The sequence below is a fragment of the Lapillicoccus sp. genome, from assembly GCF_036559105.1.
In the GTDB taxonomy this organism is placed as follows: domain Bacteria; phylum Actinomycetota; class Actinomycetes; order Actinomycetales; family Dermatophilaceae; genus Lapillicoccus.
Genome location: NZ_DATBTV010000084.1, coordinates 17841 through 41311, shown reverse-complemented (window position 1 = coordinate 41311; position 23471 = coordinate 17841). Strand labels below are relative to the sequence as shown.

Here is a 23471-nt window from a genome sequence, read left to right as displayed (position 1 = left end):
GCGACGAACCCATAGATGACGAACACGGAGTAGAAGGCGTACAGGACCGCCGTGGGGATGTAGCCGGAGTGGACCAGCAGCGGCACGCCGACGATGTCCACAGCGATCCAGGCCAGCCAGAACTCGTTCCAGCCGCGGGCCATCGCGTAGGTCGCGACCATGGAGCCGACGAAGATCCATGCGTCGCACCAGAAGTACCAGCGAGGCGCGGGCCAGCTGGCGCCGATCGTCGCGAACACCTGCTGGACCACGAGGACGCCGACCAGCCAGAACACGCCGATGCTGACCCGCTCGCGCGTGGTGGCCCAGCGCGGCGTGATGGCCGGCTGGTCCGCACCGTGCTGGTTCAGCTTGCGGACCTCGTTCCAGCGCCACCAGCCGTAGATGCTGGTGATGATGAAGAAGATCTGGCGGCCGGACTGGCCGAACAGCGGGGCGCGTCCGTCGGCCTGGTCGAACGTCACCGTGATGTAGACGAAGAACAGCAGGACGTTCCCGATGATGCCGACCGGCCAGGCCCAGACCCGGCGACGGAGCCCACCGATCGCGGAACCGAGACCGAACAGGACCCCGATCAGCTCCAGCCAGTGCAGCTCGTAGCCGGCGATGGGGATGCTGGCCTCATACAGCCAACGCAACAGGTCCATGGTGGGTGACTCCTTGTCGTCGTCCGAGGTGGTCCCTCGTGCTCAAACCCTGTGGGCGGAGCTCCGGGACGACCTACGGCGCGACGTACCGCCGTCGAGACCGACGACGCCTCCAGCGCACCTGGCTGGGCGGGTCACCGATCTCGTACGTGCTGCCTACCATCCGGACTTTCACCGTCGGTCCCGGAGTTCCACCAGGTCCACCGGCCGCTGGCTGCGGTCGGGTCGCGGACTGTCACCGCCGGTTCGGAGTTACACCGACCCCGGAGCACGTCTGCTCGAAGTATGGCACGCGGCCCGCGACGTGGCGCGCGTGATCTACGGCACTCGGGTATGCCGGCTGTTGGCCGAGCCGGTGGTCACGACCGGCTGGTCACCGTCGACCGGGCGATCTTGAGGACCCCCCCGTCGTTGACCAGGCCGAACGTCGTGCGCTCGCGGATCACCGCACCGGCCTTGGTCGTGTAGGTGATGAGCGCGGTCGCCGTCGAGGGCGGCGACCCCGCCACCTCGGTCACGGTCACCTTCGAGAAGCCGTCCCAGAACCCTTGGTACGCCTGGCGTCCCCCGGCGACCCGGGTCTGGTAGTCGGTCGTCAACAGCCCGTACGCCTCGTCCAGGTTGCCGGGGATCAGGCCGTAGTAGTGCGAGATCGCGCCGGCCAGCTGGGCAGCGGTCGGGGTACCGGCGACGGCGGGCGATGCGCCCCCGCCGGCCGTGGGCGGCGCAGTGCCGCTGCCGGCCGCGGGTGCGGTCGGCGCCACGGACGCCGGCGGCGCCGCCGTCGATGGCGCCGCCGTCGGTGACGGCGCAGCGGCCGACGGGGAGGCGGCGGGGGTCTGCGCCGGGGCGGAGGCCGTCGCCGTCCCCGTGACCTCGGACGTGGTGGACGACGCGCTCGGACTGTCCTGCACCCCGGGCGGAGCCGCAGAGTCGTTTCCGGCACCGGGCCGCAGCAGCACGAACCCGGCGACGACCAGCGCCGCCAGGAGGAGGAGAGCGACGAGGCCGAGGACCCGGCGGCGGCGGCGCGACGTCGAGGAGGAGATGGGCGGACCGACGCGGACACCACCGGAGCTCCCGGTCGCGGAGTCGTCGACGACGACGCCATCCACGGCGGTCGTCTGCACCCCGGCCAGCAGCGGCGCCTCCGGGTCCGTGGACAACCGGTGGAGCCGGTCGGCCACCTCGGCCATGGTGGGCCGGGCCCCGATGTCGGTCGAGAGCATCTGCCTCAGCAGCGGCGTGAGCGCACCGGCGTGCTGAGGGGGCTCGACGTGTCCCTCGGCGACGCGGTGAAGCAGGCCGATCTGGTTCGCCGCCTGGCCGAACGGGGGCCGGCCCTCGAGCGTCGCATACAGCGTCGAGCCGAGGGAGAAGACGTCGGAGGCATACCCGGACTCCGCGCCCCGGGCCACTTCCGGCGCGAGGTAGGCCGGCGTGCCGGTCAGCATGCCGGTGGACGTCACCGTGCTGTCCCCGATGGCGTGGGCGATGCCGAAGTCGCTGATCCGCGCGGTGCCGTCGTCGGCCACGAGGATGTTGGCCGGCTTGACGTCGCGGTGGACGATGCCGGCCGCGTGGGCGGCGGCCAGCGCCGAGGCCACCTGCGCGCCGAGCGTGGCCGTCTCCTGCTCGTGCAGGGTGGTGAGCTCGCTGAGGATCTCCGACAGGGGCTGCGAGGGGACCAGCTCCAGGACGAGGCACGGCTGACCCTCGTGCTCGACGACGTCGTAGATCGTCACCGCGTGACGGTGGTGCAGCCGAGCAGCGAGCCGCGCCTCCCGCATGGCCCGTCGGGCCACCAGCTCGGGCGGTTCGGTGCCCGCACCCTGCGGGGCGTGGAGGATCTTCAGGGCGACCGGCCGTCGGAGCCGCTCGTCCCACCCCTCCCACACCGCGCCCATGCCGCCTCGTCCGATGAGTCGGACGAGCCGGTACCGGCCCGCAACGAGGCCGTTCGGCGCCTCCACTGGGCCCCCCTTCGTGTACGACGTTCCCCAAGGCTGGGGGACCCATGCCCCAGCGACGCCGGCCCCACACTCCCCGCGACCGGTTCGTGACCACCGGCCCCCGTCTCAGGGGTGGGCGTGGGCCGCCACGAGAGCGCGCAGCTCGGCGATCGCGGCGGGCACGTCGTCCTTGCCGTAGACCGCCGACCCCGCGACGAACACGTCGGCGCCCGCCTCGGCGCACTGCTCGACCGTCGCGGCGCTGACCCCACCGTCGACCTGGATCCACACCTCGCCGCCGAACCGTCGCACCGACTCGCGGACCGCCCGCACCTTCGGCATCTGGTCGGCCATGAACGACTGCCCACCGAAGCCTGGCTCGACGGTCATCACCAGCACCATGTCGAGGTCGGGCAGCAGGTCCTCGTAGGGCGCCCAGGGGGTGTTGGGCTTGATCGCCATACCCGCTCGCGCGCCGAGGCCACGCAGCGTCCGGGCCACGCCGCGCGGGTCCGCGGCCGCCTCGACGTGGAACGTCACCGACTCGGCGCCGGCCTCGACGTAGCCGGGGGCCCATCGGTCCGGGTCGTCGATCATGAGGTGGCAGTCGAGGGGTACCGGGCTGACCTTGGCGAGCGACTCGACGACGGGCAGCCCGAGGGTCAGGTTCGGCACGAAGTGATTGTCCATGACGTCGACGTGCGCCCAGTCGGCGCTGCGGATCGCGTCCAGCTCGGCCTGCAGGTTCGCGAAGTCGGCGGACAGGATGCTCGGCGAGATCTGCACGGACCCACCCTAGGAGCAGCGCTCGGGCGGCACTGGGTACGGTCGTCCGGTGCAGGCCCGGTATGCGACGACGTGCGGCGCGTGCGCCCGTCCGGTCCGTGTGGGAGACGTCATCGTCTCCACCGGCGGCAAGAGCGGTCCTTGGGTGCACGAGGCGTGCGCCCAGCCGGTCCAGGCCGGGCTGTTCGAGGGGGCGACGCCCGCGGCGGCACCGGTCGCGAAGCGGGCGGTCACCGTGTCGACGAGTGCGGCGAAGCCGCGTCGTGTGGATCCCCCGCTGCCGGAGGGCGCAACCGCCGTCTATACCGACGGTGCGTGCTCCGGGAACCCGGGACCGGGCGGCTGGGCGTGGGCCGTGGCCGACGGGCGCCAGGCCTCCGGCGGCCACCCGGCGACGACCAACCAGCGGATGGAGATCCAGGCGGCGCTCGAGGCGGTACGCGCCCTCGAGGACAGCCCGCTCGTCGTCGTCAGCGACTCGACCTACGTCGTCAACTGCTTCCGCGACGCTTGGTGGCGTGGTTGGCAGTCGCGCGGCTGGATGACGTCGCAGAAGAAGCCGGTCGTGAGCCGGGACCTCTGGGAGCCGCTGGTCGAGCTGGTCAACGACCGCGGCGACGTGACCTTCCGGTGGGTCAAGGGCCACTCCGGCGACACGATGAACGACATCGTCGACGGCCTGGCCGTGGCCCAGTCCCAGCTCTTCCGTGCCGGGTGACGGCCGCGGGGGTCAGCGGGTGGCGGCGACGAAGCCGGCGGTCAGGGTGGTCGGGTGCGTGATGGCGGTGCCGACGACGACGGCGTATGCGCCGAGGTCCAGGGCCGCTCGCACCTGGTCCGGCGTGGCGTAACGTCCCTCCGCCACGATGGGCACGTCGGGGAGGAGGGCGCACAGCTGCCCCACGAGCTCCAGGTCGGGGCCGTCGCCGTGGGACCGCTCACCGGTGTAGCCCGCCAGGGTCGTCCCGACCACGTCGACGCCGGCGTCCCGAGCGGCCAGCGCGTCGTCGGCCGAGCCGCAGTCCGCCATCACCAGCACCGGGCCCGACGCCGTGAGCCGGGCGACCGTCTCGGCGAGCGTGAGCCCGTCCGGACGCGTCCGACGGGTGCCGTCGAGCGCCACGACGTCGGCACCGGCATCCCTGACCGCCTGGGCATGACCCAACGTCGGGGTGATGAAGACGTCCGCATGGCCGTCCTTCCAGAGCCCGATGACGGGGGCGTCGACCCTCGCTCGGGTCGCGGCCACGTCGTCGAGGCCCTGGACCCGGATCCCGACCGCGCCACCGAGGACGCACGCCTCGGCGATGCGGGCCATCGTGTCAGGGTGTCGCATCGGCTCTTCCGAGTAGGCCTGGCACGAGACGACCAGGCCGCCACGGAGTCGCTCCAGTACCGAGGTCACGAGAGCACCGTGGTCATCGCGTCGAGAGACGGGGCGCCGCGGCCGAGGACCAGCGTGGCCACTCCGACCAGGGCCGCTTCCCGCCCGAGCACCGCCGGGACGACCGGGCAGCCACGGGTGGCCGCAACCAGCTCGCCGTCCACGGCGGCCCGCACCCGCTCCCACCACCGGGGTCCTGCCTCCGAGAGTCCTCCGGTGACGACGACCACCTCGGGGTCCAACGTGTTGACCCATCCCCCGATCGCGGCGCCGAGGGCGTCGGCCGAGAGGTCCAGCACCTCACGAGCCGTCGAGCTCCCCTGCTCCGCGAGTCGAACAACCGACCTCGCATCGGCGACGTCGCACCCTCGGGCCCGCGCCATGGCGACGACGCCGCCTCCCGATGCGACGCACTCGAGGTGGCCGGTAGCACCGCACGCGCAGCGGAGACCCGCCGCCTCGGCGCACGGGACGTGGCCGAGGTGACCGGACGCCCCTCGCGCCCCGGTCACGACCCGGCCGTCGAGGACGAACGCGCCGCCGAGCCCGGTGCCGGCCGCGACGAGCAGCACGCTCTCGCATCCGCGGCCCGCCCCGCCGACCAACTCGCCCACCGCGTGGGCGTGGACGTCGTTGACGACCGTGGTGGGCAGCCCCGTGGCTTCGGCGACCAGCGGGCCGAGAGGCGTACCGGCCCACTGGGCGATGTGGTCGGTGGCGGCGACGACCGAACCGCTGACCGTGTCGACGACGCCGGCGGAGCCGATGCCGATGCCGACCGGCCGCCGGCCGGAGCGGGCCGCCTCCTCGGCGGCCAGTGACCTCACCAGGCTGACGACCGCGGCGACGACCGCCGCCGAGCCCGCCGCGGCCGGTGTCGCCACGGTCGACGTCGACGCGACCCGGCCGCCCTCGTCGACGAGGGCGGCGCTGGTCTTGGTCCCCCCGATGTCGACCGCGACTGCGCTGGCGCCGCTCACGACGTCGGACCGACCTCCGCCAGGATCGCCTTGACCGCGTCGACGTCCGCGGCGGCCAGGCCCTCGAACGGCTGCGGAAGCTGGTTGCTGGCGATGACGCCGAGGAGCATCAGGGCGGTCTTGAACGCCCCGACCCCGGAGCCCCAGCCGGTCGTCTCGCGCGGGGCCAGGCAGATCTCCATGAGGCGGGCCAACCGGTCCTGCTCCGCCCGGACCGTCGCGACGTCGCCACCCAGGTGGGCGCGGTGCAGGCGCACGTAGCCCTCGGGGTCGACGTTGGCCAGCCCGGAGACCGCCCCGTGCGCGCCGGACAGGTAGGCGCCGTCGACGACGAACTCGTGGCCGGTGAACAGGACCAGCGGCTCGCCGGCGTCGGCGTTCTTCAGCGCCAGTCGACGGAAGCCGATGTCGTCGTTCGACGAGTCCTTGACCCCGGCGATCGCGCCGGACCGGCCCAGCGCAACCAGCATGTCGGCGTCGAGCTTGGTGTGGACGCACACCGGGATGTCGTAGGCGAAGACGGGGACCTCGGACTGCGCGCCGAGGATCTCGAAGTGCCGCGTCACCTGGGGGGTGTGGGTCACCGCGTAGAACGGCGCGGTCGCGACCACGGCGTCGGCGCCGGCGTCCTGGGCTCGCCGCACCTGGTCGAGGACGCGATCGGTCTGGGTGTCGATGACGCCGGCCAGCAGCGGGGCGCGGTCGCCGACGATGCGACGTGCCTCGCTGACCACCTGGCTCCGTAGCTCGTCGGTCGCGAAGGCGACCTCGCCGGTGGACCCGAGGACGAAGATCCCGTCCACGCCCGCGGCGAGCATCCGCTCGATGACGTTCTCGAACGATGCAACATCGAACCGGCGGTCCTCGGTGAGTGGGGTGACGACCGGCGGGACGACCCCGCCGCGGATGGTACGCATACTCGAGTCTCTTTCGGTAGGAAGGATATTCACGCGCTGACCCGCTGAGGGATGCGGTCGTGGGCGTCGGACTCCCAGAGGGCGTCCGGACGGAGCACCTTCTGCGCCAGCCGCGGCGCGTTGACCGCGAGGAGCACGATGACGACGGCCGTGAGGCCGAAGGACAGCACGGCCAGCGAGGTTCCGAGGGTCATCGATGCGGCCAGGCTGGCGCCGAGGATCGGGGCCACCGCCCCGCCGAGCGCGCCGACGTTGTAGGTGAAGCCGAGACCGGCGGCCCGCTTGTCGACGGCGAAGTAGCCGCCGATCCACTTCGGCAGCAGGCCGGAGATGCCCTGCCCGAAGATCTGCTGGAGGAACAACAGCAGGCCGAGGAGGAACAGGTTGCCGCCCCCGACGATGAAGACCGGGAAGATCAGGGCCTCGGAGACGAGCAGGCTCACCCAGTAGGCGCGCCGCGTACCGAACCGGTCGCCAGTGAACCCCGCGACGACGCAGCCCACCGCGGCACCGAAGCCCGCGAAGAACAGGACGTCGGCGACGGCGCCCGGGTCCAGGTGCAGGTCGGTCTTGAGGTAGGTCGGCAGCAGCGACTGGATCGGCCAGGAGTAGAGGAAGGCCGTGAAGACGGTGATCATCAGCATGATCCCGGTGGGCCAGCGCCGACGCTCGAACTGGACCATGAAGGCGGCGAAGACCGCGGCGCAGACGATGGCGAGCAGGGCGACCAGGGCTCCGTCCGAGACGGTCTTGGTGAAGATGAGCAGCAGGGCGGCGAAGGTGACGACCGAGAGGACGATGTTGAGGGCGGCGCGAGGGCCCTTGTAGAGGGTGGTGAACATGTCCACGCCGTGGGCCGCGCCTGCGGCCTTCTTGGCCGCGCGCTGCTCGTTCGCCTGGGTCCAGTCCTCGGACTCCGGCAGGGAGCGACGCAGCCACAGGGCGACGACGATGGGGACCAGCCCGACGGCGAACAGCGCCCGCCAGCCGAACGCCGGGACGACGAACCGGTAGGCCTGGGCCGACAGCACCGACCCGATCGAGAAGCCGCTGATGAGGAAGCCGGACGCCTTGTTGCGCAGGTGCTGGGGCCATGACTCGATGACGTAGGTCGAGCTCGAGCTGTACTCACCCGCCATGCCCAGCCCGATGATGATCCGGGCGGCGAAGAGCACCCAGTATGCGGGGGCCAGCGCACACAGCACGGACCCCGCCGAGAACAGCACGATGGACACGACCATCGCGTTGCGGCGCCCGAACCGGTCGGCGCAGGCCCCCAGGGCGAGACCGCCGAACCAGCGCGAGACGAAAGCGGCGGAGATCAGCGCGGCACCGGCGACCGCGCTGAGGTTGAACTCCTTGATGATCTCGGTGAGGACCAGCGTGATGATGACGAAGTCGAAGCCGTCGAGCAGGTAGCCCAGCCAGGCGGCGACGAACGCCTTCCACTGACGGGGCGAGATCTCGCGGTACCACGGCAGCCCGCTGGTCGGTCGGAGGGTCGAATCAGTCATGGTGGGTCCTCGTTGACTCTTGTCGGATGTCTGATGTCCTATGTCCGACGATCACGATAGACTGCCATCGGTCGAGGCGCAAGGCCTCGGCTGACGAGACGAGAGAGGCGGGCCTGATGACCACGTCCCCGGTCCCCCTGGTTCCCGGGTCCGACTCGGGGCCGTGGCGCGAGGCGTCGGTCGGCGACCGCATCAAGGAGTACATCGTCGCGAACCACCTCAGGCCCGGCGACCCGCTGCCCACGGAGCACGAGCTGAGCGACCGCCTGAAGGTGAGCCGATCACGGGTCCGCGAGGCGGTCAAGACGCTGTCGGCGCTCGACATCGTCGAGGTCCGCCACGGCTACGGCACCTACGTCGGACGGATGAGCCTCGACGCCCTGGTCCAGTCCCTCGCCTTCCGCAGCATGCTCCAGCCCGACGACGGCCAGCACGTCCTCGCCGACCTCATCGACATCCGCGAGCTGATCGAGACCAGCCTCTCTTCCCTGATCGTCGCGCGGCTCACGCCGGACGCGGCCGCCGCGATGCGGGACATCACCTCGGCGATGCGCGCGAAGGCGGTGCGCGGCGAGGAGTTCCAGCAGGAGGACCGCGACTTCCACCGGCTCCTCGTCGAGACCACCGGCAACGCCCTGGCGGTACAGCTGACGGGGGCGTTCTGGGACGTCCACTCGATGGCCGGTGAGCTGCTCGGCCCGCCGGTCGACCTCGTCGAGACGGCCGACGCCCACGTGGCGATTCTCGACGCCGTCGACGGCGGTGACCCGGCCCGGGTGGCCGAGGCGATCCGGGAGCACTACATCCCGGTGCGCCGGCGGATGCGCCACATGCTCGACGCGCACGCCCAGGCCGGCTGATCCCCGGGGCTTCCCGCTTCCAGACGCCCGCTGTTGCCAGTTTCGGAAGTCCGGCCGGCCCTAAACTGGGAACAGCGGGCGTCTGGAAGCGGTCAGCGACGGCAGAGCATGGCCACGAACATCCCGTCGGTGTCGTGCCGATGGGGCCAGAGCTGGACGAACGGCGCGTCCCCGGTGCCCTTGATCGGCTCGCCCTCCCGGTCGACGAACAGCTCGGCAGCGTCGACCAGCTCCACGTCGGGGCGGCGCTTGACGACGTCCGAGACGACGAACCGAGTCTCCCCGAGGTGCGGGCTGCAGGTCGCGTAGGCGACGACGCCGCCCGGCCGGGTCGCGTCGAGGGCGCTGGTGAGCAGCTCGCGCTGCAGGGTCGCGAGACCGGGCACGTCCGAGGGCTGGCGACGCCACCGCGCCTCGGGCCGGCGCCGCAGCGCCCCCAGACCGGTGCAGGGCGCGTCGACGAGCACCCGGTCGTACGCGTCGGGCTCGGCCGCACCCACGACCCGGCCGTCGCCGGTGCGGACGGTGACCTGACCCGGGCGGCCCCGGGCCATCACGGCGGCCAGCGTCCGGCGGACCAGGTCGGTTCGGTTCGGGTTCACCTCGTTGGCGACCAGGTCGGCGTCGCGCTCCAGGGCCAGGCCAGCCAGCAGTCCGGCCTTGCCGCCCGGGCCGGCACACAGGTCGAGCCAGCGCTCCCGGCCGGAGCCGCCCTCGACCGGCGCCGCGGCGAGGGCCAGGGCGACCAGCTGCGACCCCTCGTCCTGCACGGCGGCTCGTCCCTCGCGTACGGCCGGGATCGACCCCGGGTCGCCGTGGTCGAGGACCACCGCGGTCCGGGCCAGGGGGCCGAGCGTCGCGCCCTCCCCGAGCAGTTCGGCCACGTCGGCCAGGCCCGGGCGAGCCACCAGCGTCACCCGCGGCGGCGCGTTGTCCGCTGCGAGCAGCGCGTCGAGCTGCGCGTCCACGTCGTCGGCAGTGGCGCTGCCGTGTCCCAGCAGGGCCTGTCGCAGCGCTCGGACCACCCACTCGGGGTGGCTGGTCCGCACGGCCATCGCCGCCAGGGGCTCCGTCCCCGGTGGGGCCACCTCGTCCAGCCACGACTCCATGTCCCGCTCGGACACCCGACGCATCACCGCGTTGACGAACCCGGACGCGCCGATCCCGTTGACCTGTCGGGCCAGGGCCACGGTCTCGTCGACCGCGGCGTGGGTCGCGACCCGCATACCGAGCAGCTGGTGGACCCCCAGCCGGAGCGTGTCCAGGACCGCACTGTCGATCTCCGCGGCCGGTCGCTTCGCGGCGACCTCGACCACCCGGTCGTAGAACCCGCGCATCCGCGTGGCGCCGTAGACCAGCTCGGTCGCGAACGCCGCGTCGCGACCGTCGATCCGCCTCTCCCGCAACACCTTCGGCAGCTCGAGGTTCGCGTAGGCGCCGTCGTCGACCGCCCGCATCACCGTGTAGGCGGCGAGCCGCACCGGGTCGGACCGCCGGCCCCGCTCGGCCGGCCGTTGCGCCGACCGACGCCGCGGCGGTCGCCGGTCAGGCATCTCCGAACCGCTCACCGGGTTCGATCCTCAGGCCGCGCGCCCAGTCCGACGCCGGCATCGGCTTCTTTCCGTGACCCTGGACGACGCCGAGCCGGACGCTCCCGGACCCCGTCGTGATGTGAACGTCCCGCTTGGTCACCACCACGGTCCCCGCAGGGCCGTTCGCCGGGTTGTCGGCCGGCGTCACCGGCTCGACCTTGACCCGCTCGCCGCGGAACGTCGTCCACGCACCGGGGTTCGGCGTGCAGCCTCGGACCAGACGGTCGACGACGAAGCCCGGCCGGGACCAGTCGATGCGCGCGTCCTCGACGGTGATCTTCGGCGCGAGCGAAACCCCTTCCGCCGGCTGCGGTCTCGCGGACAAGGAGCCGTCCTCGAGACCGTCCATCGTGGCCACGAGGAGCCCGGCGCCCGCGACCGCGAGCCGGCCCAGCAGGTCGCCCGCCGTGTCCGTGGGCCGTACCGTCTCGGTCATCGTGCCGAGGACCGGACCGGTGTCGAGGCCTTCCTCGATGAGGAACGTCGACGCGCCGGTCACGTCGTCCCCGGCCATGACCGCACGCTGCACCGGCGCCGCACCGCGCCAGGCGGGCAGCAGCGAGAAGTGCAGGTTGACCCAGCCGTGGCGGGGGATGTCGAGGGCCGCGCGCGGGAGGAGGGCGCCGTACGCGACCACCGGGCAGGCGTCGGGAGTTAGGGCGCGCAGGTCGTCGTGGAACGCCGGGTCCTTGGCCGTCGACGGAGTGAGCACCCGCATACCGAGGGCCTCCGCGCGGACGCGAACCGGTGACGGGACGAGCGAACGTCCCCGTCCCGCAGGCGCATCCGGCCGCGTCACCACGGCGACGACGTCGTGTGTCGACCTCGCGAGCGCGTCGAGGCTGGGCACCGCCGCGTCAGGAGTACCGGCGAAGACCAGCCGCACTACATGCCCCGACCGAAGGTCGCGTGTGGGCTGAGCCGGACCGTGGGTACCGTCCCGCCGGCCCACTCCGCCTCCCGCACGGCCTTCATCGCGAGCTTGCGCGTGGCGGGGTCCATCCGGTCGACGAAGAGGATTCCGTCGAGGTGGTCGGTCTCGTGCTGGAGGCAGCGAGCGAGGATCTCGGTGCCCTCGACGGTCACCGGCTCGCCGTACATGTCGAACCCCGTGGCGACCGCGCGGGCGGCCCGGCGGACGTCCTGCTTCAACCCGGGAAAGGACAGGCAGCCCTCGGGGCCGTCCTGGCAGTCCTCGGACAGCTGCAGCACCGGGTTGACCAGGTGGCCGAGCTCGCCGTCGACGTGCCAGGTGAACACCCGCAGGCCGACACCGAGCTGGGGCGCCGCGAGTCCGGCACCCGGCGCGTCGACCATGGTGTCGGTCAGGTCGGCGACGAGCTGACGCAGCTCCCGGTCGAAGGTGACGACCTCGATCGCGGGAGTGGTCAGGACGGGGTCACCGAAGAGGCGGATGTCCTTGATCGACACGGCGGGTGTGGGTTCCTCACGGGTATGCGCTGGGCGGGGGCGACGCGGCGACCAAGTCTAGGCACGGTCGCGGACCACCTCGTTCTCCAGGTTCCGGACGGAGGCCGATAGCAACGTGCCGAGGGCCAGGACGGCGTACACGATGCCGCTGACGACGAGCACCGGCTCGGGGTCGAACCGGTCGGCGAGGAGGCCGAACAGCAATGATCCCAACGGCATCGCGACGAACGACCCGAGGGCGTCGTAGCTGGAGACCCGCGACAGGACCGCTTCCGGGATGTGCTCCTGCATCGCGGTCGCCCAGCCGACGCCGAACAGCTCCGTGCCCGACCCCGCGACGAACATGGCGAACACCAGGGGCCACGTGGACGGGGACAGGCCCAGCATGACGATCGGCACGGCGATCGCGGCGATGGCGATCATGCCGACCCGCAGCGGGTACCGCACCGAGATCCTCAGCATGAGCACGGTGGCGACGACGGTGCCGACCGCCTCGGCGCTGAGCGCGAGCCCCCACCCGCCGGCGCCCAGCGTGGGTGCCCGGCTCGAGACCAACGGGCCCAGCACCCCGAGGGCCCCGAACTGGATGGCGTTGAGCAGCCCGAAGACGACCACCACGACCCAGAGCCAGGTCCGGGACGAGAACTCCGACCAGCCGTCGCGCAGCTCGCCGAACATGGACGTGCGTTCGGGAGCCAGCGCCGGGTCACGTGGAGGCAGCCGGACCGGCCAGAGGCAGAGGATCGCCACCAGGTAGGTTCCCGCGTCGAAGGCCAGCGCCCACCCCGGTCCGACGGTGACGACCAGCAGACCCGCCACGGCCGGGCCGATCACGGTGAGGCCGCTGCGCGAGAACGCGAGCAGTGCGTTAGCGGGCTGGAGCCGGGTCCGGTCGACGATGAGCGGGACGATCCCGGCCATCGCCGGGAAGGTGAAGGCCGAGGCGGCGCCGTTGACCGCCTCGATGCCGGTGATCATCCAGAGGTCGGCGTGGCCACTGATGACCAGGGCGGCGGCCGTTCCCTGGGTTACCGCAGTCAGCGCGTGGGCCAGCTGCAGGACCGTGGTCCGCGACATCCGGTCGGAGACGACGCCGCCGACGAGGAGGAAGAGGACCATCGCGGCGGTCCGCGCCGTGAGCACCTGCGCCAGTGCGCCGGCCGAGTCGGTGAGGTGCAGCACCGCGAAGGCCAGGGCCACCGGCGCCATCGCGGTACCGGCCGTGGAGACGGTCCGGGCGGCGAAGTACCACGCGAACCGCCGCTCCCGCAGGACGCTGACAGCCTCGCCCCAGGTCACCGGTCCTCCTCGAGCCAGAACGCGAAGACCGAGAGGTTCGCGCGCAGCGTGCCCTCCGTCCGCGACGGGCGCGCCGACTCGTGCATCAACCGGGAGGCCTCGGTCAGCCGCTCGAGGACCTGGTCCCACACCTCAGGCTCCACCCAGAGCGCCGCGTCGGTGTAGTGGCCCGGCGTGCCCCGGCGGCGCTGGCCCAGCCGGGACGCGCCCACGTCGAACATGGCCCGTATCTCGGCCTCGGCGTCGGCGTCCGCGTGGTCCGGGTCGCGCGGCTGCTGCCGGTCCCAGAGCGCGCGGTACCGCTTGGCCGTGCCGCCGTTGACCTTCTCCTGGCCCGCCTCCTCGAGCAGGCCGGCGGTGCGCAGCAGGCGCAAGTGGTACGACGCGTTCGCCTGGGTGATGCCGAGCTCCCGGGCCACCTCGGCGGCGCTCAGCTCCGCACCGGTGAGCAGGGACAGCATCTCGAGCCGGACGGGATGCGCCGTCGCGCGCAGCCTGCGGACTCCGGATCGTTCATCCGCCAAAGACATGTTGGGGAGTATGCCGCGGCTCACCCGATCCGTCAAACATCTCTTGGGGAGGTGCCTTCACGTCCGCGGTCCGGCCACCTCCTCCTCCGCCGGCGCCCCAAACCGCGACAGCCCGAGCGCGCCGGCCAGGGCGAGCGCGAAGCCGGCGACCGCATACGCCTCGTCGCCGGGCATCGGCCGGTCGCCGCAGACCACCAGACCGAGGATGGCCGCCGCCACCGCCTCCGTGGCGACGGTCGCGGCGGTGGCCGTGACGACCGAGGCCCGCTGCAGCGCGGTGGCCGAGACGAGCAGGCCGAGGAGGCCGGCGAAGCCCATCGCCCACGCCGCGGGGTCGGCCAGCAGGGTGAGCGGCCCGTAGCCGCGCAGGATCCGCGCCCCGAGAACGAGGATGGCCAGGCTCAGGCCGGCGATCACCCCGAGGGCCACGCCGGACCGCATCCCCGGTGGCTGCCGCGCCACCAGGACCGCGACGAGACCGAGCACGGCCACCGCCGCCAGCATCCCGAACCGGACCGCGTTGCCGACCTCGGCGGCCTCCTGCGGCCCGGAGGTCAGGCCGAGCAGGACGATCCCCACGCCCACCGCGACGACCGCGGCGAGCTCCGACCAGAGCAGTCGCTGCTTGAGGACGAGGACCGACAGCAGCGCGGTCACCCCGAGGCTGGACGACCGCACGGCCTGCACCAGGTAGAGCGGCAGGCTGCGCAGCGAGAACATCGCCAACAGCAGGCCGACGACGAGCAGCCCGAGCGCGGCCAGGTAGGCCGAACGTCGCAGCAGGCGGAGCAGCAGCCCCGCGTCCAAGTGGTCGGCGGTCGGCAGCCGCCGGACGACACCGGCCTGGAGGATCGTCGCCGTGCCGGAGCACACCGCCGACAGCAGCACCGCTCCGAAGGCGAGCATCTGACCCTCCTGGTCGAGGTCCGTCGGGGTCCGTCGGGGTCATTGTCCAGGCCGGCGGGCGACGAGGGCGGGTTAGGTTGGCGTATGCCCGCCGCCTACGTGAAGGACCCCCGCGTCGACGCGTACATCGACGCGCTGCCGCCATGGCAGCAGGCGATCTGTCACGAGGTGCGAGACCTGGTGCACGAGGCGGACCCGGAGGTCGAGGAGACGGTCAAGCGCACGGTACAGCCGTACTTCGTGCTGCGGGGCAACATCTGCGCGCTGCTCGCGGCGAAGGACCACGTCAACGTGTTCCTCTATGACGGCGGGATCGTGCCCGACCCCGAGGGCATCATCACGGCCGGTCACGACAACCAGACGGCGCGGACGGTCGGGGTTCGCGAGGGTGAGGCCATCAACCGGGCCGCCCTGCTCGCGATGTTCCGGCAGATCGTCGCCGACAACCGGGCGGGCGGCTGGCGGAGGCTCAAGGCTCAGCCCTGACCGTCGGCCAGGTCCATCCGTACCGAGACCGACTCCGGCTCCTTGCGGGCCGAGCGTTCGGCGCGCATCGCGGCCAGGTGGTGCGCGAGGTCGAGGTGCTGGTCGCGGGGAACCCGGAGGAGCACCTGGACCAGGGCCGGGCCGGTCGTCGCCGCAGCCGCGGCTCGGAACGGGAGCGGACCGAGGCGCTCGACCGACTCGGGGAGCCCGGCCGCGTCGACCGCCGCCACGAGGGGCGTTCGTGGGCCGACGACCTGGGCCATCGTCACGGCAGGGGGCAGAGCCAGCTCGACGCGTTCGGCCAGCTCGCGCGAGGCGAGCCAGGCAGGGTCCCAGCGGACCAGGGCCTCGACCGCCGGGATCGTCGTATGCGTCGGGGTGCCGGCCAGGACGACGACCCCGCCACCCGGTGCAGGTCGGGTGAGAGCTGCCGCTCCGACCCACCGGCGGAGCGCCTCCACGGCAGCGTCGAGCCCGGAACGGTCGAGCAGGGCCCAGCCGTCGAGGAGGAGGGTCGCGGCATACCCGCCCTCGGCCACCGGCTCCGCACCTGGGGTGGCGATGACGAGGGCCGGTTCGGGACCCACCGAGGCGAGCACCTCGCCCGACCCCGAGGTCCGCACCGGGACGCCGGGGAACGCCCGGCCGAGCTCCTCGGCGGTGCGACGGGCGCCGACCACGGTCGAGCGCAGCTCGCGACCGTCGCACTCGGGGCACACGAAGCCCTGCGGCCCGTAGGTCGCCCCGCACCAGCGGCAGGTGGGCACCGAGCCGCCGGCCGACATCCCCATCGGCCCGTGGCACGTGGCACAGCGGGCCGGTTCGCGGCAGTGCTGGCAGGCGAGCGAGGGCAGGTAGCCGCGCCGTGGCACCTGCACGAGGACGGGACCCCGGTCGAGCGCCGCCTTGGCCGTCCGCCATGCGAGCGGAGGAAGCCGGGCCAGCGCGGCGGGACCGGCGCGGTCGAGGTCGTCGCCGGCCACGAGGACGCGAGGGGCCGCGGACCGCACCGCGTCGGGCGTCGGCTGCACCGCGACGAGCGCGCCCTCCTCGATCCGCTGCTGGACCGGGACGCTGCGGGCGAACCCACCGGCGACCAGGGCGGCCCCGGACTGCTCGGCGCGCAGCGTGAGGATGTCGCGGACGTGGGGGTACGGCGCGCGGGGCTCCTCGAGGAGGTCGTCCCCGTCGTCCCACCACGCGACCAGGCCGAGGTCGTGCAGCGGGGCGAAGGCGGCGGCGCGGGTCCCGACGACGCAGCGCACGTGTCCGCGCCGGACCTTGAGCCACGCGGTGTATCGGGCCTGCGGACCCTGGTCGGCGGTGAGCCTGACGTGCTGCCCCGGGCCCAGCCGCGCCGTGAGCTCGCGATCGACGCGGTCGACGTCGCGGTGGTCCGGGACGACGACCAGGGCTCCCCGGCCCGCGGCCACGGCGCTCACCGCGGCGACCGCCAGCGCGGCCGGCCAGTCCTCCTCGGCGGACCGGCCGGGCAGGGCCATCCAGGCGGCCGCCGGCGCCTCGCCCGCACCGATTCGGCGCAGCAGGGCCTCCCCGGCCGGGTAGCCGGACCAGGGTCCGGGCTCCGGCGCGGGAACCAGTGGACTCATGGCCCGGCCGGCCTTGTCGAGCGCGCGCTCGGCGGCGGCGTGGCGCTTGGGGACCGCCAGGCGCAGCACGTCACCGAGCACACCGGCGTTCCGGTCGGCGACGGCGCGGGCCAGGGTCAGGATCTCGGGCGTGAGCACCGGTTCGGGGCTGACCACGCGACGGATCTCGGCCAGTCGGCCGGGGTGGTCGGCGCGGGCCCGGCGCTCGATGACGAACCCGTCCAGGTCACGCCCGGCGAACCGGACCCGGACCCGGCTCCCCGGCTGGGCGTCTTCCGACAGCTCGGCCGGGACGCCGTACTCGAAGACCCGGTCCAGATGGGGCAGCCCGGTGTCGACGACGACCCCGGCGACCGGCAGCGCGACCGCGTGGACGTCGCCGCGGTCGTCGACATCATCGACACCGTCGCTCAGCTGGTCCGCGGTCACGCGCGCAGGTCTAGCAGACGTGGGCGACGCGGCCGGGACCCCTCCTCCCGCCCCTCACCCGGATGGAGAGGTAGGCGAGCGCTAGGGCGCTCGGCTATACCTCCACCGGGACGTGGACCTGGATGGGTCAGCCGCGGACGGCCGCCTGCAGGGCTTCGACCTTCGTGGTCTGCTCCCACGTGAACGGGTTCTCGATGCCGTCGGCCGACGTGCGCCCGAAATGACCGTAAGCGGCGGTCGGCTTGTAGATCGGGCGCAGCAGGTCGAGCTGGTCGACGATCGCCGCCGGGCGCAGGTCGAACACCGTGGTGATCGCGTCCTGGATCCGGTCGACCGGCGCGGTCTCGGTGCCGAACGTCTCGACGTAGAGCCCGACCGGCTTGGCCGTGCCGATGGCGTACGCGACCTGGATCTCGCACCGCTTGGCCAGACCGGCCGCTACGACGTTCTTGGCCACCCAGCGCATCGCGTAGGCCGCGGACCGGTCCACCTTCGACGGGTCCTTGCCGGAGAACGCGCCGCCGCCGTGCCGGGCCATGCCGCCGTACGTGTCGACGATGATCTTGCGTCCGGTGAGGCCGGCGTCGCCCATCGGGCCACCGATCTCGAACCGGCCGGTCGGGTTGATGAGGGACCGGTAGTCGGACGTGTCGAGCTCGGTTCCGGTCTCGGCCAGCTCGGCCAGCACCGGCGCGATGACGTGCTCCCGGATGTCGGGCTGGAGCAGCGCCTCGAGCGAGACGTCAGCCGCGTGCTGGGTCGACAGCACGACGGTGTCAAGCTTGACCGCCTTGTCGCCGTCGTACGCGATGGTGACCTGGGTCTTGCCGTCGGGCCGCAGGTAGGCGAGGTCGCCGCTCTTGCGGACGGCGGTGAGCCGCTCGGCCAGCCGGTGGGCCAGGTAGATCGGCAGCGGCATGTACTCCGCGGTGTCCTGGCAGGCATACCCGAACATGAGGCCCTGGTCGCCGGCGCCCTGCTTGTCCAGCGGGTCGACGGTGCCGGTCCGGCTCTCGTAGGCGGTGTCGACGCCCTGCGCGATGTCCGGTGACTGCTGCCCGATCGAGACCTCGACGCCGCACGACGCGCCGTCGAAGCCCTTGGTGGACGAGTCGTACCCGATGCCCAGCACCGTCTCGCGGACGATGGACGGGATCTCGACGTAGGCCTCGGTCGTCACCTCACCGGCGACGTGGACCAGCCCGGTGGTGACCATGGTCTCGACGGCGACGCGCGCGCCAGGGTCCTGCGACAGCATCGCGTCGAGGATCGCGTCGCTGACCTGGTCACAGATCTTGTCCGGGTGTCCCTCGGTGACGGACTCGGACGTGAAGAGGCGTGCGGACACTCAGATCTCCTGGCTGACGTTGCGAAAGGGGTGGGGATCCCCGAACCGCGGGCGAGTCTAACGGGGATCGAGCAGGGCCTGTACGCCGTCCCACACCACGGCCGCGATCTCCGCCTTGGGGGCCGGGCCGGCCGTGTGGTCGCGTGGTGACCCGGGCAGGCCGTCGCGGAACAGCAGGTGGACGGTGTTGGCGTCGGTCCCGAAGGCCTTGTCGACGCCGACCTCGTTGGCGACGAGCAGGTCGCAGCCCTTGCGGGCCAGCTTGGCCCGGGCCAGGTCGAGCACCGAGCCGGTCTCGTCGCCGGTCTCGGCGGCGAACCCGACGATCAGCGGCCGCTCTGCCGCACCGCGGTGCTCGACCAGCCCGGCGAGGATGTCGGGGTTGCGGACCAGCTCGATGGTCGGCGCGGACTCGTCCGGTCCGCCGTCGACCGTGGCGGCGTGGGTCTTCTTGATCTTGGCCGCCGCGTAGGCCTTGGGCCGGAAGTCGGCCACCGCCGCCGCCATGACGACAACGTCGGCGTCCTTGGCGGCCTGTGCGACGGCGTCCTGGAGCTCCAGCGCCGTGCCCACCGGGACGACGTCGACGCCGGTCGGCGCCGGTAGCGAGGTGTTGGCCGCGACCAGCGTCACGGTCGCGCCGCGGGCCGCGGCGACCTGTGCCAACGCATACCCCTGCTTGCCCGAGGACCGGTTGCCGAGGTAGCGCACCGGGTCGAGCGGCTCACGCGTACCGCCGGCGCTGACGACGACCCGCCGCCCCGCCAGCGGTCCTCCCGCCTCCGAACCCGACAGCAGACGTTGGCAGACGGCGAAGATCTCCTCGGCGTCGGGCAGCCGCCCGGGCCCGGTGTCCGCGCCGGTGAGCCGTCCGGAGGCCGGCGGGACGATGTGCGCACCGCGCGCGGTGAGCGTCGCGATGTTGGCCTGCGTGGCGGCGTGCTCCCACATCTCGGTGTGCATCGCCGGCGCGAACACGACCGGGCAGTGGGCCGTGAGCAGGGTGGTGGTCAGCAGGTCGTCGGCCAGCCCGGCGGCCGCGCGGGCCAGCAGGTCGGCGGTGGCCGGCGCCACGACGACGAGGTCGGCGTTCTTGCCGATCTGCACGTGCGGCACCCGCGACACGTCGGACCAGACCTCGGACGACACCGGCTTGCCGGACAGGGCCTCCCACGTGGGCGCGCCGACGAACCGCAGCGCCGCCGCAGTGGGGACGACGGTGACGTCGTGGCCCGACTCGGTCAGCAGCCGCAGCAGCAGGGCGGCCTTGTAGGCCGCGATCCCGCCGCCGACGCCGAGCACGACGTGGGGGATGACGTGGAGTGGCTCTCCGGACGGCCGGCCGATCCACCCCTGCGTCGTCACCGGGTCACTCCTCGGGAGCGGCCTCGGCGGTCACGAGACCCTGGTTGATCTCGCGCAGCGCGATCGACAGGGGCTTCTCGCTGATCTCGGTCTCCACGAGCGGGCCTACGTAGTCGAGCAGGCCCTCCTGGAGCTGGCTGTAGTACGCGTTGATCTGGCGGGCCCGCTTGGCTGAGTAGATGACCAGGGCGTACTTGCTGTCGGCGGCCTGGAGCAGGTCGTCGATGGGCGGGTTGGTGATCCCGATGGGGTTGGCCACGGTTCCGGACATGCGGTGTTCTCCTCGCAGAGGGGGTCGTCTCGACGTGCATCGCGCGCGGCTGCCGGTGGGCAGCGTCAGACGGCGCGCTGACGCGCTCGCATCCATGATACGAGTTCTTCGCTCGCTCGCCGAACATCGTCGTTGACGATGACCACGTCGAACTCCGACGCGGCGGCCAGCTCGTCCCTCGCGGTCTGCAGGCGCCGCTCCCGTTCCTCCTGGGTCTCGGTGCCCCGGCCGACCAGCCGACGGACCAGCTCCTCCCACGACGGGGGCATGAGGAAGGCGAACAGCGTCTCCGGGAGGCTCTCGCGGACCTGGCGAGCGCCCTGGAGGTCGATCTCGAGCATCGCCAGCTGCCCTTCGCTGAGGGCGCGCTCCACCGGGCCGCGCGGGGTGCCGTACTTGGCCCGTCCGTGCACGACCGCGTACTCGAGAAACTCCCCCGCCTCGACCAGCCGGTCGAACTCGGCGTCGTCGACGAAGTGGTAGTGCACGCCGTCGACCTCACCGGGTCGCGGGCGCCGCGTGGTCATCGAGACGGACAGCCAGACCTGCGGGAAGTGCGCGCGGACGTAGGCGGCCACGGTCCCCTTCCCGACCGCGGTCGGCCCGGCGAGGACGACGAGACGGGACGGCGGCGCCTCGGGGTCGGCCGGGGTCACACCCGGTCGAAGCGGGCGATGAGCGCGGCGGCCTGGTTCGAGCCGAGCCCGCGCACCCGCCGGGACTCCGAGATGCCCACCTCGTCCATGATCTGCCGGGCCCGCACGCGTCCGACGCCGGGCAGCGACTCCAACAGCGCCGACACCTTCATCTTGCCGATGATCTCGTTGTCCTTGCCCTCCTGGATCACGTCGGCCAGGGAGCCCTGCGAGTACTTGAGCCGGTTCTTGGCGGCAGCCCGCTCCCGACGGGCGACGCCGGCCTTCGCCAGAGCGGCCGCTCGTTGCTCCGGGGTCAGCGGCGGGAGGGCCACGGGGTGCTCCTTCGGCTCTGCGGACGGTCGGCTGCGCTCCCAGCGAACCTACCCATGGCCCGACTCCCCCCGCAACGACAGCGGCTGGGCGGACGGCAGACTGCTCGCATGAGCCACGCGACCGAGTCCGGGGCGGCCGGCGTCGAGGTCACCGACGACCGGTCCCGGGTCGACCTCGACGTCGTCTGGGGATTCCTCTCCACGGCCGCCTACTGGGGCCGGTGGCGCTCCCGGGACGACGTCGCGGAACAGGTCCGCGGTGCCTGGCGCGTGGTCGGCGCGTACGCGTCGGACGGCAGCATGGTCGGGTTCGCCCGGGCGTTCTCGGACGGCGTGTCCGGCGCCTACCTCGCGGACGTCTTCGTCCTGCCGGCGTGGCGGGGCGTTGGCGTGGCCCACCGGCTGGTCGAGGAGATGGTGGAGCGCGGGCCGGGACGCGAGTTCCGGTGGATGCTGCACACCGCGGACGCGCACGCGCTGTACGCCGACTTCGGGTTCGCACCGCCGAACGCCAGCTACCTGGAACGGCCCGCCCCGCCGGAGCGCGCCCGCCTCGTGTGGGGGACGTCATGACGGAGCGCCTCACCGCGCGGGTATGCGTCGCCGGCGGCGGTCCCGCCGGGGTGATGCTCGGACTGCTGTTGGCCCGGGCGGGGATCGATGTCGTCGTGCTCGAGAAGCACACCGACTTCTTCCGCGACTTCCGCGGCGACACGGTCCACCCGTCGACCCTCGACCTGGTCGACCAGCTCGGGTTCCGCGACGCGTTCGAAGCCGTGCCGCACACGCGGTTACGCACCCTCGACGTCGTCGTGGGCTCGATGCGGCTGCACCCGATCGACTTCGGTCGGCTGCGGGGCCGGAATCACGAGATCGCCCTGATGCCGCAGTGGGACCTGCTCACCCTCCTGGCGTCCGAGGGCCGCCGGTATCCGGGCTTCCGGCTGGTGATGGGGGCCGAGGTGACCGACGTGGTCCGGGCCGCGGGCCGCGTGACGGGTGTGCTCGCGCAGACCGCGGACGGTGAGCTGCGCGTCGACGCCACCTTCACGGTCGCCGCCGACGGCCGGAGCTCGACGGTGCGCGACCGGCTCCGGCTCACCGCCGAGGAGACCGGGGTGCCCATCGATGTGCTCTGGCTGCGGTTGCCGCGACCGACCGTCCCGCTCCCCGACACGCTCGCCTACGTCGGTGCGTCGACGATGGTCGTCACCATCCCGCGTCCGGACTACCTCCAGTGCGGCGTGCTGATCCCGAAGGGCACCGTCGAGGACATCAAGACCGCCGGGCTGCCGGCGTTTCGAGAGCGGATCGTCCGCTCCGCCCCACCGCTGACGGAGGTCATCGACGACCTGGACGACTGGGACGCGGTGAAGCTGTTGAGCGTCCAGATCGACCTGCTGCGGCGGTGGTCCGTGCCCGGAGCGCTGTGCATCGGCGACGCGGCCCACGCCATGTCGCCGGCGTTCGGCGTGGGGATCAACTACGCGGTGCAGGACGCCGTGGCGACGGCGAACCTGCTCGGGCCGGTCCTGCGAGCCACACCGTCCGACGGCGCGGCCATCGACGCGGCGGCCCGGCGCGTGCAGCGGCGTCGGCGCCCCCCGACCGCGATGATGCAGCGCCTTCAGGTGGCCGCACACCGCGCGATCGGCAGCGGTCGCGAGCTGGTCCACGACCCGCCGAACCGGTTCGCGCGCACCGTTCCGGGCGCCGTGCTCACCGCACTGAGGCCCATCACCGCCCGCGTGATCGGCTACGGGTTCCGACCCGAGCGCCTCAGCGACGAGGTGCTAAACGGGAAGGGGTGAAACCGGTCGGAGTTCCGACCGTTCTCACGCCTTCTCGCGGTCTACGCCAGCGCGGCGTAGAGGCGAGCGGCCGTGACTGTCGCGGCGGTCCCGATTTGACGAAGGTGCCTGCGGCGGGACCGGGTCGGAACGGTTGGTATTCCGACCGATCTCGCCCGGACCCGCGACGCGATGCCATACGGAACTCAGATGTTTGCCGCCATCTCGGCCGAAGGCCGGGTCACAACAAGCGTTTGAGTTCACTCAGGATCGCGACGCGTCCTGGAGGCGCGCGGCGGCTCAACGACGGTGAAGGTGCCTGCTTACGAGACTGGGTCAGAACGGTTGGTATTCCGACCGATCTCGCCCGGACCCGCGACGATGTGCTGAACGGAAAGGGGTGA

General features: G+C 72.6%; 24 protein-coding genes and 1 riboswitch. Of the genes, 5 read left to right on the top strand and 19 right to left on the bottom strand.

The features are described from left to right. The 3 genes from pnuC to rpe form a co-directional block, all read right to left on the bottom strand. Positions 1-647 (bottom strand): nicotinamide riboside transporter PnuC (gene pnuC, locus VIG79_RS10955; protein ID WP_331885481.1); only part of this gene is annotated, 647 nt, incomplete at its 3' end. Between the two features lie 145 nt (positions 648-792). After that, positions 793-923, bottom strand: a riboswitch (FMN riboswitch). Between the two features lie 83 nt (positions 924-1006). Further along, positions 1007-2620, bottom strand: coding sequence for a serine/threonine-protein kinase (locus VIG79_RS10950; RefSeq protein WP_331885480.1), 1614 nt, complete (start codon positions 2618-2620; stop codon positions 1007-1009). A 105-nt stretch (positions 2621-2725) separates the two neighbouring features. Beyond that, positions 2726-3385 (bottom strand): ribulose-phosphate 3-epimerase, encoded by a 660-nt coding sequence (gene rpe / locus VIG79_RS10945; RefSeq protein WP_331885478.1) that lies wholly within the window; start codon positions 3383-3385, stop codon positions 2726-2728. Positions 3386-3434: 49 nt separating this feature from the next. On the opposite strand from rpe, the gene VIG79_RS10940 reads away from it, so the two are divergent. Next, complete coding sequence (locus tag VIG79_RS10940) at positions 3435-4103, top strand: ribonuclease H (protein ID WP_331885476.1); 669 nt, start codon at positions 3435-3437, stop codon at positions 4101-4103. A 12-nt stretch (positions 4104-4115) separates the two neighbouring features. On the opposite strand, the gene VIG79_RS10935 is transcribed toward VIG79_RS10940, so the two are convergent. Genes VIG79_RS10935 through VIG79_RS10920 form a run of 4 tightly spaced genes read right to left on the bottom strand, consistent with a single transcriptional unit; the run spans position 4116 to position 8180 of the window. Further along, positions 4116-4790: an N-acetylmannosamine-6-phosphate 2-epimerase gene (locus tag VIG79_RS10935; protein ID WP_331885474.1), complete on the bottom strand. Its 675-nt coding sequence runs from the start codon at positions 4788-4790 to the stop codon at positions 4116-4118. Further along, complete coding sequence (locus VIG79_RS10930) at positions 4787-5749, bottom strand: ROK family protein (protein WP_331885472.1); 963 nt, start codon at positions 5747-5749, stop codon at positions 4787-4789. The genes VIG79_RS10935 and VIG79_RS10930 overlap by 4 nt, the downstream gene beginning before the upstream one ends. After that, positions 5746-6666: a dihydrodipicolinate synthase family protein gene (locus VIG79_RS10925; RefSeq protein ID WP_331885470.1), complete on the bottom strand. Its 921-nt coding sequence runs from the start codon at positions 6664-6666 to the stop codon at positions 5746-5748. Before VIG79_RS10925 ends, VIG79_RS10930 begins: the two co-directional genes overlap by 4 nt. A gap of 29 nt (positions 6667-6695) precedes the next feature. Then, positions 6696-8180: an MFS transporter gene (locus tag VIG79_RS10920; protein ID WP_331885468.1), complete on the bottom strand. Its 1485-nt coding sequence runs from the start codon at positions 8178-8180 to the stop codon at positions 6696-6698. Between the two features lie 116 nt (positions 8181-8296). On the opposite strand from VIG79_RS10920, the gene VIG79_RS10915 reads away from it, so the two are divergent. Then, positions 8297-9040, top strand: coding sequence for a FadR/GntR family transcriptional regulator (locus VIG79_RS10915; protein WP_331885466.1), 744 nt, complete (start codon positions 8297-8299; stop codon positions 9038-9040). A 92-nt stretch (positions 9041-9132) separates the two neighbouring features. Here the strand turns inward: VIG79_RS10915 and VIG79_RS10910 are convergent, their stop codons facing one another. The 6 genes from VIG79_RS10910 to VIG79_RS10885 are packed head-to-tail and all read right to left on the bottom strand — an operon-like array spanning position 9133 to position 14798. Beyond that, positions 9133-10593, bottom strand: a complete 1461-nt coding sequence (locus VIG79_RS10910) for an RsmB/NOP family class I SAM-dependent RNA methyltransferase (RefSeq protein ID WP_331885484.1) — start codon at positions 10591-10593, stop codon at positions 9133-9135. Continuing rightward, the gene (gene fmt, locus VIG79_RS10905; RefSeq protein ID WP_331885464.1) at positions 10586-11518 is read right to left on the bottom strand and encodes a methionyl-tRNA formyltransferase; all 933 of its coding nucleotides are present in this window, start codon (positions 11516-11518) and stop codon (positions 10586-10588) included. The genes VIG79_RS10910 and fmt overlap by 8 nt, the downstream gene beginning before the upstream one ends. Further along, the gene (gene def, locus VIG79_RS10900) at positions 11518-12063 is read right to left on the bottom strand and encodes a peptide deformylase (RefSeq protein ID WP_331885462.1); all 546 of its coding nucleotides are present in this window, start codon (positions 12061-12063) and stop codon (positions 11518-11520) included. Before def ends, fmt begins: the two co-directional genes overlap by 1 nt. Positions 12064-12120: 57 nt before the next feature. After that, on the bottom strand, positions 12121-13362 hold the full coding sequence (locus tag VIG79_RS10895; RefSeq protein WP_331885460.1) for an MFS transporter: 1242 nt from the start codon (positions 13360-13362) through the stop codon (positions 12121-12123). Beyond that, on the bottom strand, positions 13359-13892 hold the full coding sequence (locus VIG79_RS10890) for a metalloregulator ArsR/SmtB family transcription factor (protein ID WP_331885458.1): 534 nt from the start codon (positions 13890-13892) through the stop codon (positions 13359-13361). Before VIG79_RS10890 ends, VIG79_RS10895 begins: the two co-directional genes overlap by 4 nt. A gap of 57 nt (positions 13893-13949) precedes the next feature. Beyond that, positions 13950-14798: a hypothetical protein gene (locus tag VIG79_RS10885; RefSeq protein WP_331885456.1), complete on the bottom strand. Its 849-nt coding sequence runs from the start codon at positions 14796-14798 to the stop codon at positions 13950-13952. Positions 14799-14882: 84 nt separating this feature from the next. Between VIG79_RS10885 and VIG79_RS10880 the strand changes: the two genes are divergently transcribed. Then, a complete protein-coding gene (locus tag VIG79_RS10880) occupies positions 14883-15284 on the top strand; it encodes a DUF1801 domain-containing protein (protein ID WP_331885454.1) in 402 nt (133 codons plus the stop codon). On the opposite strand, the gene VIG79_RS10875 is transcribed toward VIG79_RS10880, so the two are convergent. The 6 genes from VIG79_RS10875 to mihF form a co-directional block, all read right to left on the bottom strand. After that, positions 15275-17323 carry a primosomal protein N' gene (locus VIG79_RS10875; RefSeq protein ID WP_331885451.1) on the bottom strand — a complete coding sequence of 683 codons (2049 nt, stop codon included), beginning with the start codon at positions 17321-17323 and terminating at the stop codon, positions 15275-15277. The two genes, VIG79_RS10880 and VIG79_RS10875, sit on opposite strands and share 10 nt — an antisense overlap. A gap of 127 nt (positions 17324-17450) precedes the next feature. Then, on the bottom strand, positions 17451-18671 hold the full coding sequence (gene metK / locus VIG79_RS10870) for a methionine adenosyltransferase (RefSeq protein WP_331885449.1): 1221 nt from the start codon (positions 18669-18671) through the stop codon (positions 17451-17453). A gap of 57 nt (positions 18672-18728) precedes the next feature. After that, on the bottom strand, positions 18729-20036 hold the full coding sequence (gene coaBC / locus VIG79_RS10865; RefSeq protein WP_331885447.1) for a bifunctional phosphopantothenoylcysteine decarboxylase/phosphopantothenate--cysteine ligase CoaBC: 1308 nt from the start codon (positions 20034-20036) through the stop codon (positions 18729-18731). A gap of 4 nt (positions 20037-20040) precedes the next feature. Then, positions 20041-20307, bottom strand: a complete 267-nt coding sequence (gene rpoZ / locus VIG79_RS10860; protein ID WP_331885445.1) for a DNA-directed RNA polymerase subunit omega — start codon at positions 20305-20307, stop codon at positions 20041-20043. 65 nt (positions 20308-20372) lie between these two features. Next, complete coding sequence (gene gmk / locus VIG79_RS10855) at positions 20373-20963, bottom strand: guanylate kinase (RefSeq protein WP_331885443.1); 591 nt, start codon at positions 20961-20963, stop codon at positions 20373-20375. Next, the gene (gene mihF, locus VIG79_RS10850) at positions 20960-21277 is read right to left on the bottom strand and encodes an integration host factor, actinobacterial type (protein ID WP_331885441.1); all 318 of its coding nucleotides are present in this window, start codon (positions 21275-21277) and stop codon (positions 20960-20962) included. Before mihF ends, gmk begins: the two co-directional genes overlap by 4 nt. 108 nt (positions 21278-21385) lie before the next feature. On the opposite strand from mihF, the gene VIG79_RS10845 reads away from it, so the two are divergent. Together VIG79_RS10845 and VIG79_RS10840 are read left to right on the top strand one after the other, a co-directional pair. Further along, positions 21386-21850 carry a GNAT family N-acetyltransferase gene (locus tag VIG79_RS10845; protein ID WP_331885439.1) on the top strand — a complete coding sequence of 155 codons (465 nt, stop codon included), beginning with the start codon at positions 21386-21388 and terminating at the stop codon, positions 21848-21850. Continuing rightward, positions 21847-23088 carry an FAD-dependent oxidoreductase gene (locus VIG79_RS10840; protein WP_331885437.1) on the top strand — a complete coding sequence of 414 codons (1242 nt, stop codon included), beginning with the start codon at positions 21847-21849 and terminating at the stop codon, positions 23086-23088. Before VIG79_RS10845 ends, VIG79_RS10840 begins: the two co-directional genes overlap by 4 nt. Positions 23089-23471: the final 383 nt, after the last annotated feature.

What these genes read in the sequence shown, in the direction of transcription:
- VIG79_RS10925 (WP_331885470.1), bottom strand. Translation starts at nt 6,666, where the DNA reads ATGCGTACCATCCGCGGCGGGGTCGTCCCGCCGGTCGTCACCCCACTC.
- VIG79_RS10920 (WP_331885468.1), bottom strand. Translation starts at nt 8,180, where the DNA reads ATGACTGATTCGACCCTCCGACCGACCAGCGGGCTGCCGTGGTACCGC.
- VIG79_RS10915 (WP_331885466.1), top strand. Translation starts at nt 8,297, where the DNA reads ATGACCACGTCCCCGGTCCCCCTGGTTCCCGGGTCCGACTCGGGGCCG.
- VIG79_RS10910 (WP_331885484.1), bottom strand. Translation starts at nt 10,593, where the DNA reads ATGCCTGACCGGCGACCGCCGCGGCGTCGGTCGGCGCAACGGCCGGCC.
- VIG79_RS10890 (WP_331885458.1), bottom strand. Translation starts at nt 13,892, where the DNA reads ATGTCTTTGGCGGATGAACGATCCGGAGTCCGCAGGCTGCGCGCGACG.
- VIG79_RS10885 (WP_331885456.1), bottom strand. Translation starts at nt 14,798, where the DNA reads ATGCTCGCCTTCGGAGCGGTGCTGCTGTCGGCGGTGTGCTCCGGCACG.
- VIG79_RS10880 (WP_331885454.1), top strand. Translation starts at nt 14,883, where the DNA reads ATGCCCGCCGCCTACGTGAAGGACCCCCGCGTCGACGCGTACATCGAC.
- rpoZ (WP_331885445.1), bottom strand. Translation starts at nt 20,307, where the DNA reads ATGTCCGGAACCGTGGCCAACCCCATCGGGATCACCAACCCGCCCATC.
- VIG79_RS10845 (WP_331885439.1), top strand. Translation starts at nt 21,386, where the DNA reads ATGAGCCACGCGACCGAGTCCGGGGCGGCCGGCGTCGAGGTCACCGAC.
- VIG79_RS10840 (WP_331885437.1), top strand. Translation starts at nt 21,847, where the DNA reads ATGACGGAGCGCCTCACCGCGCGGGTATGCGTCGCCGGCGGCGGTCCC.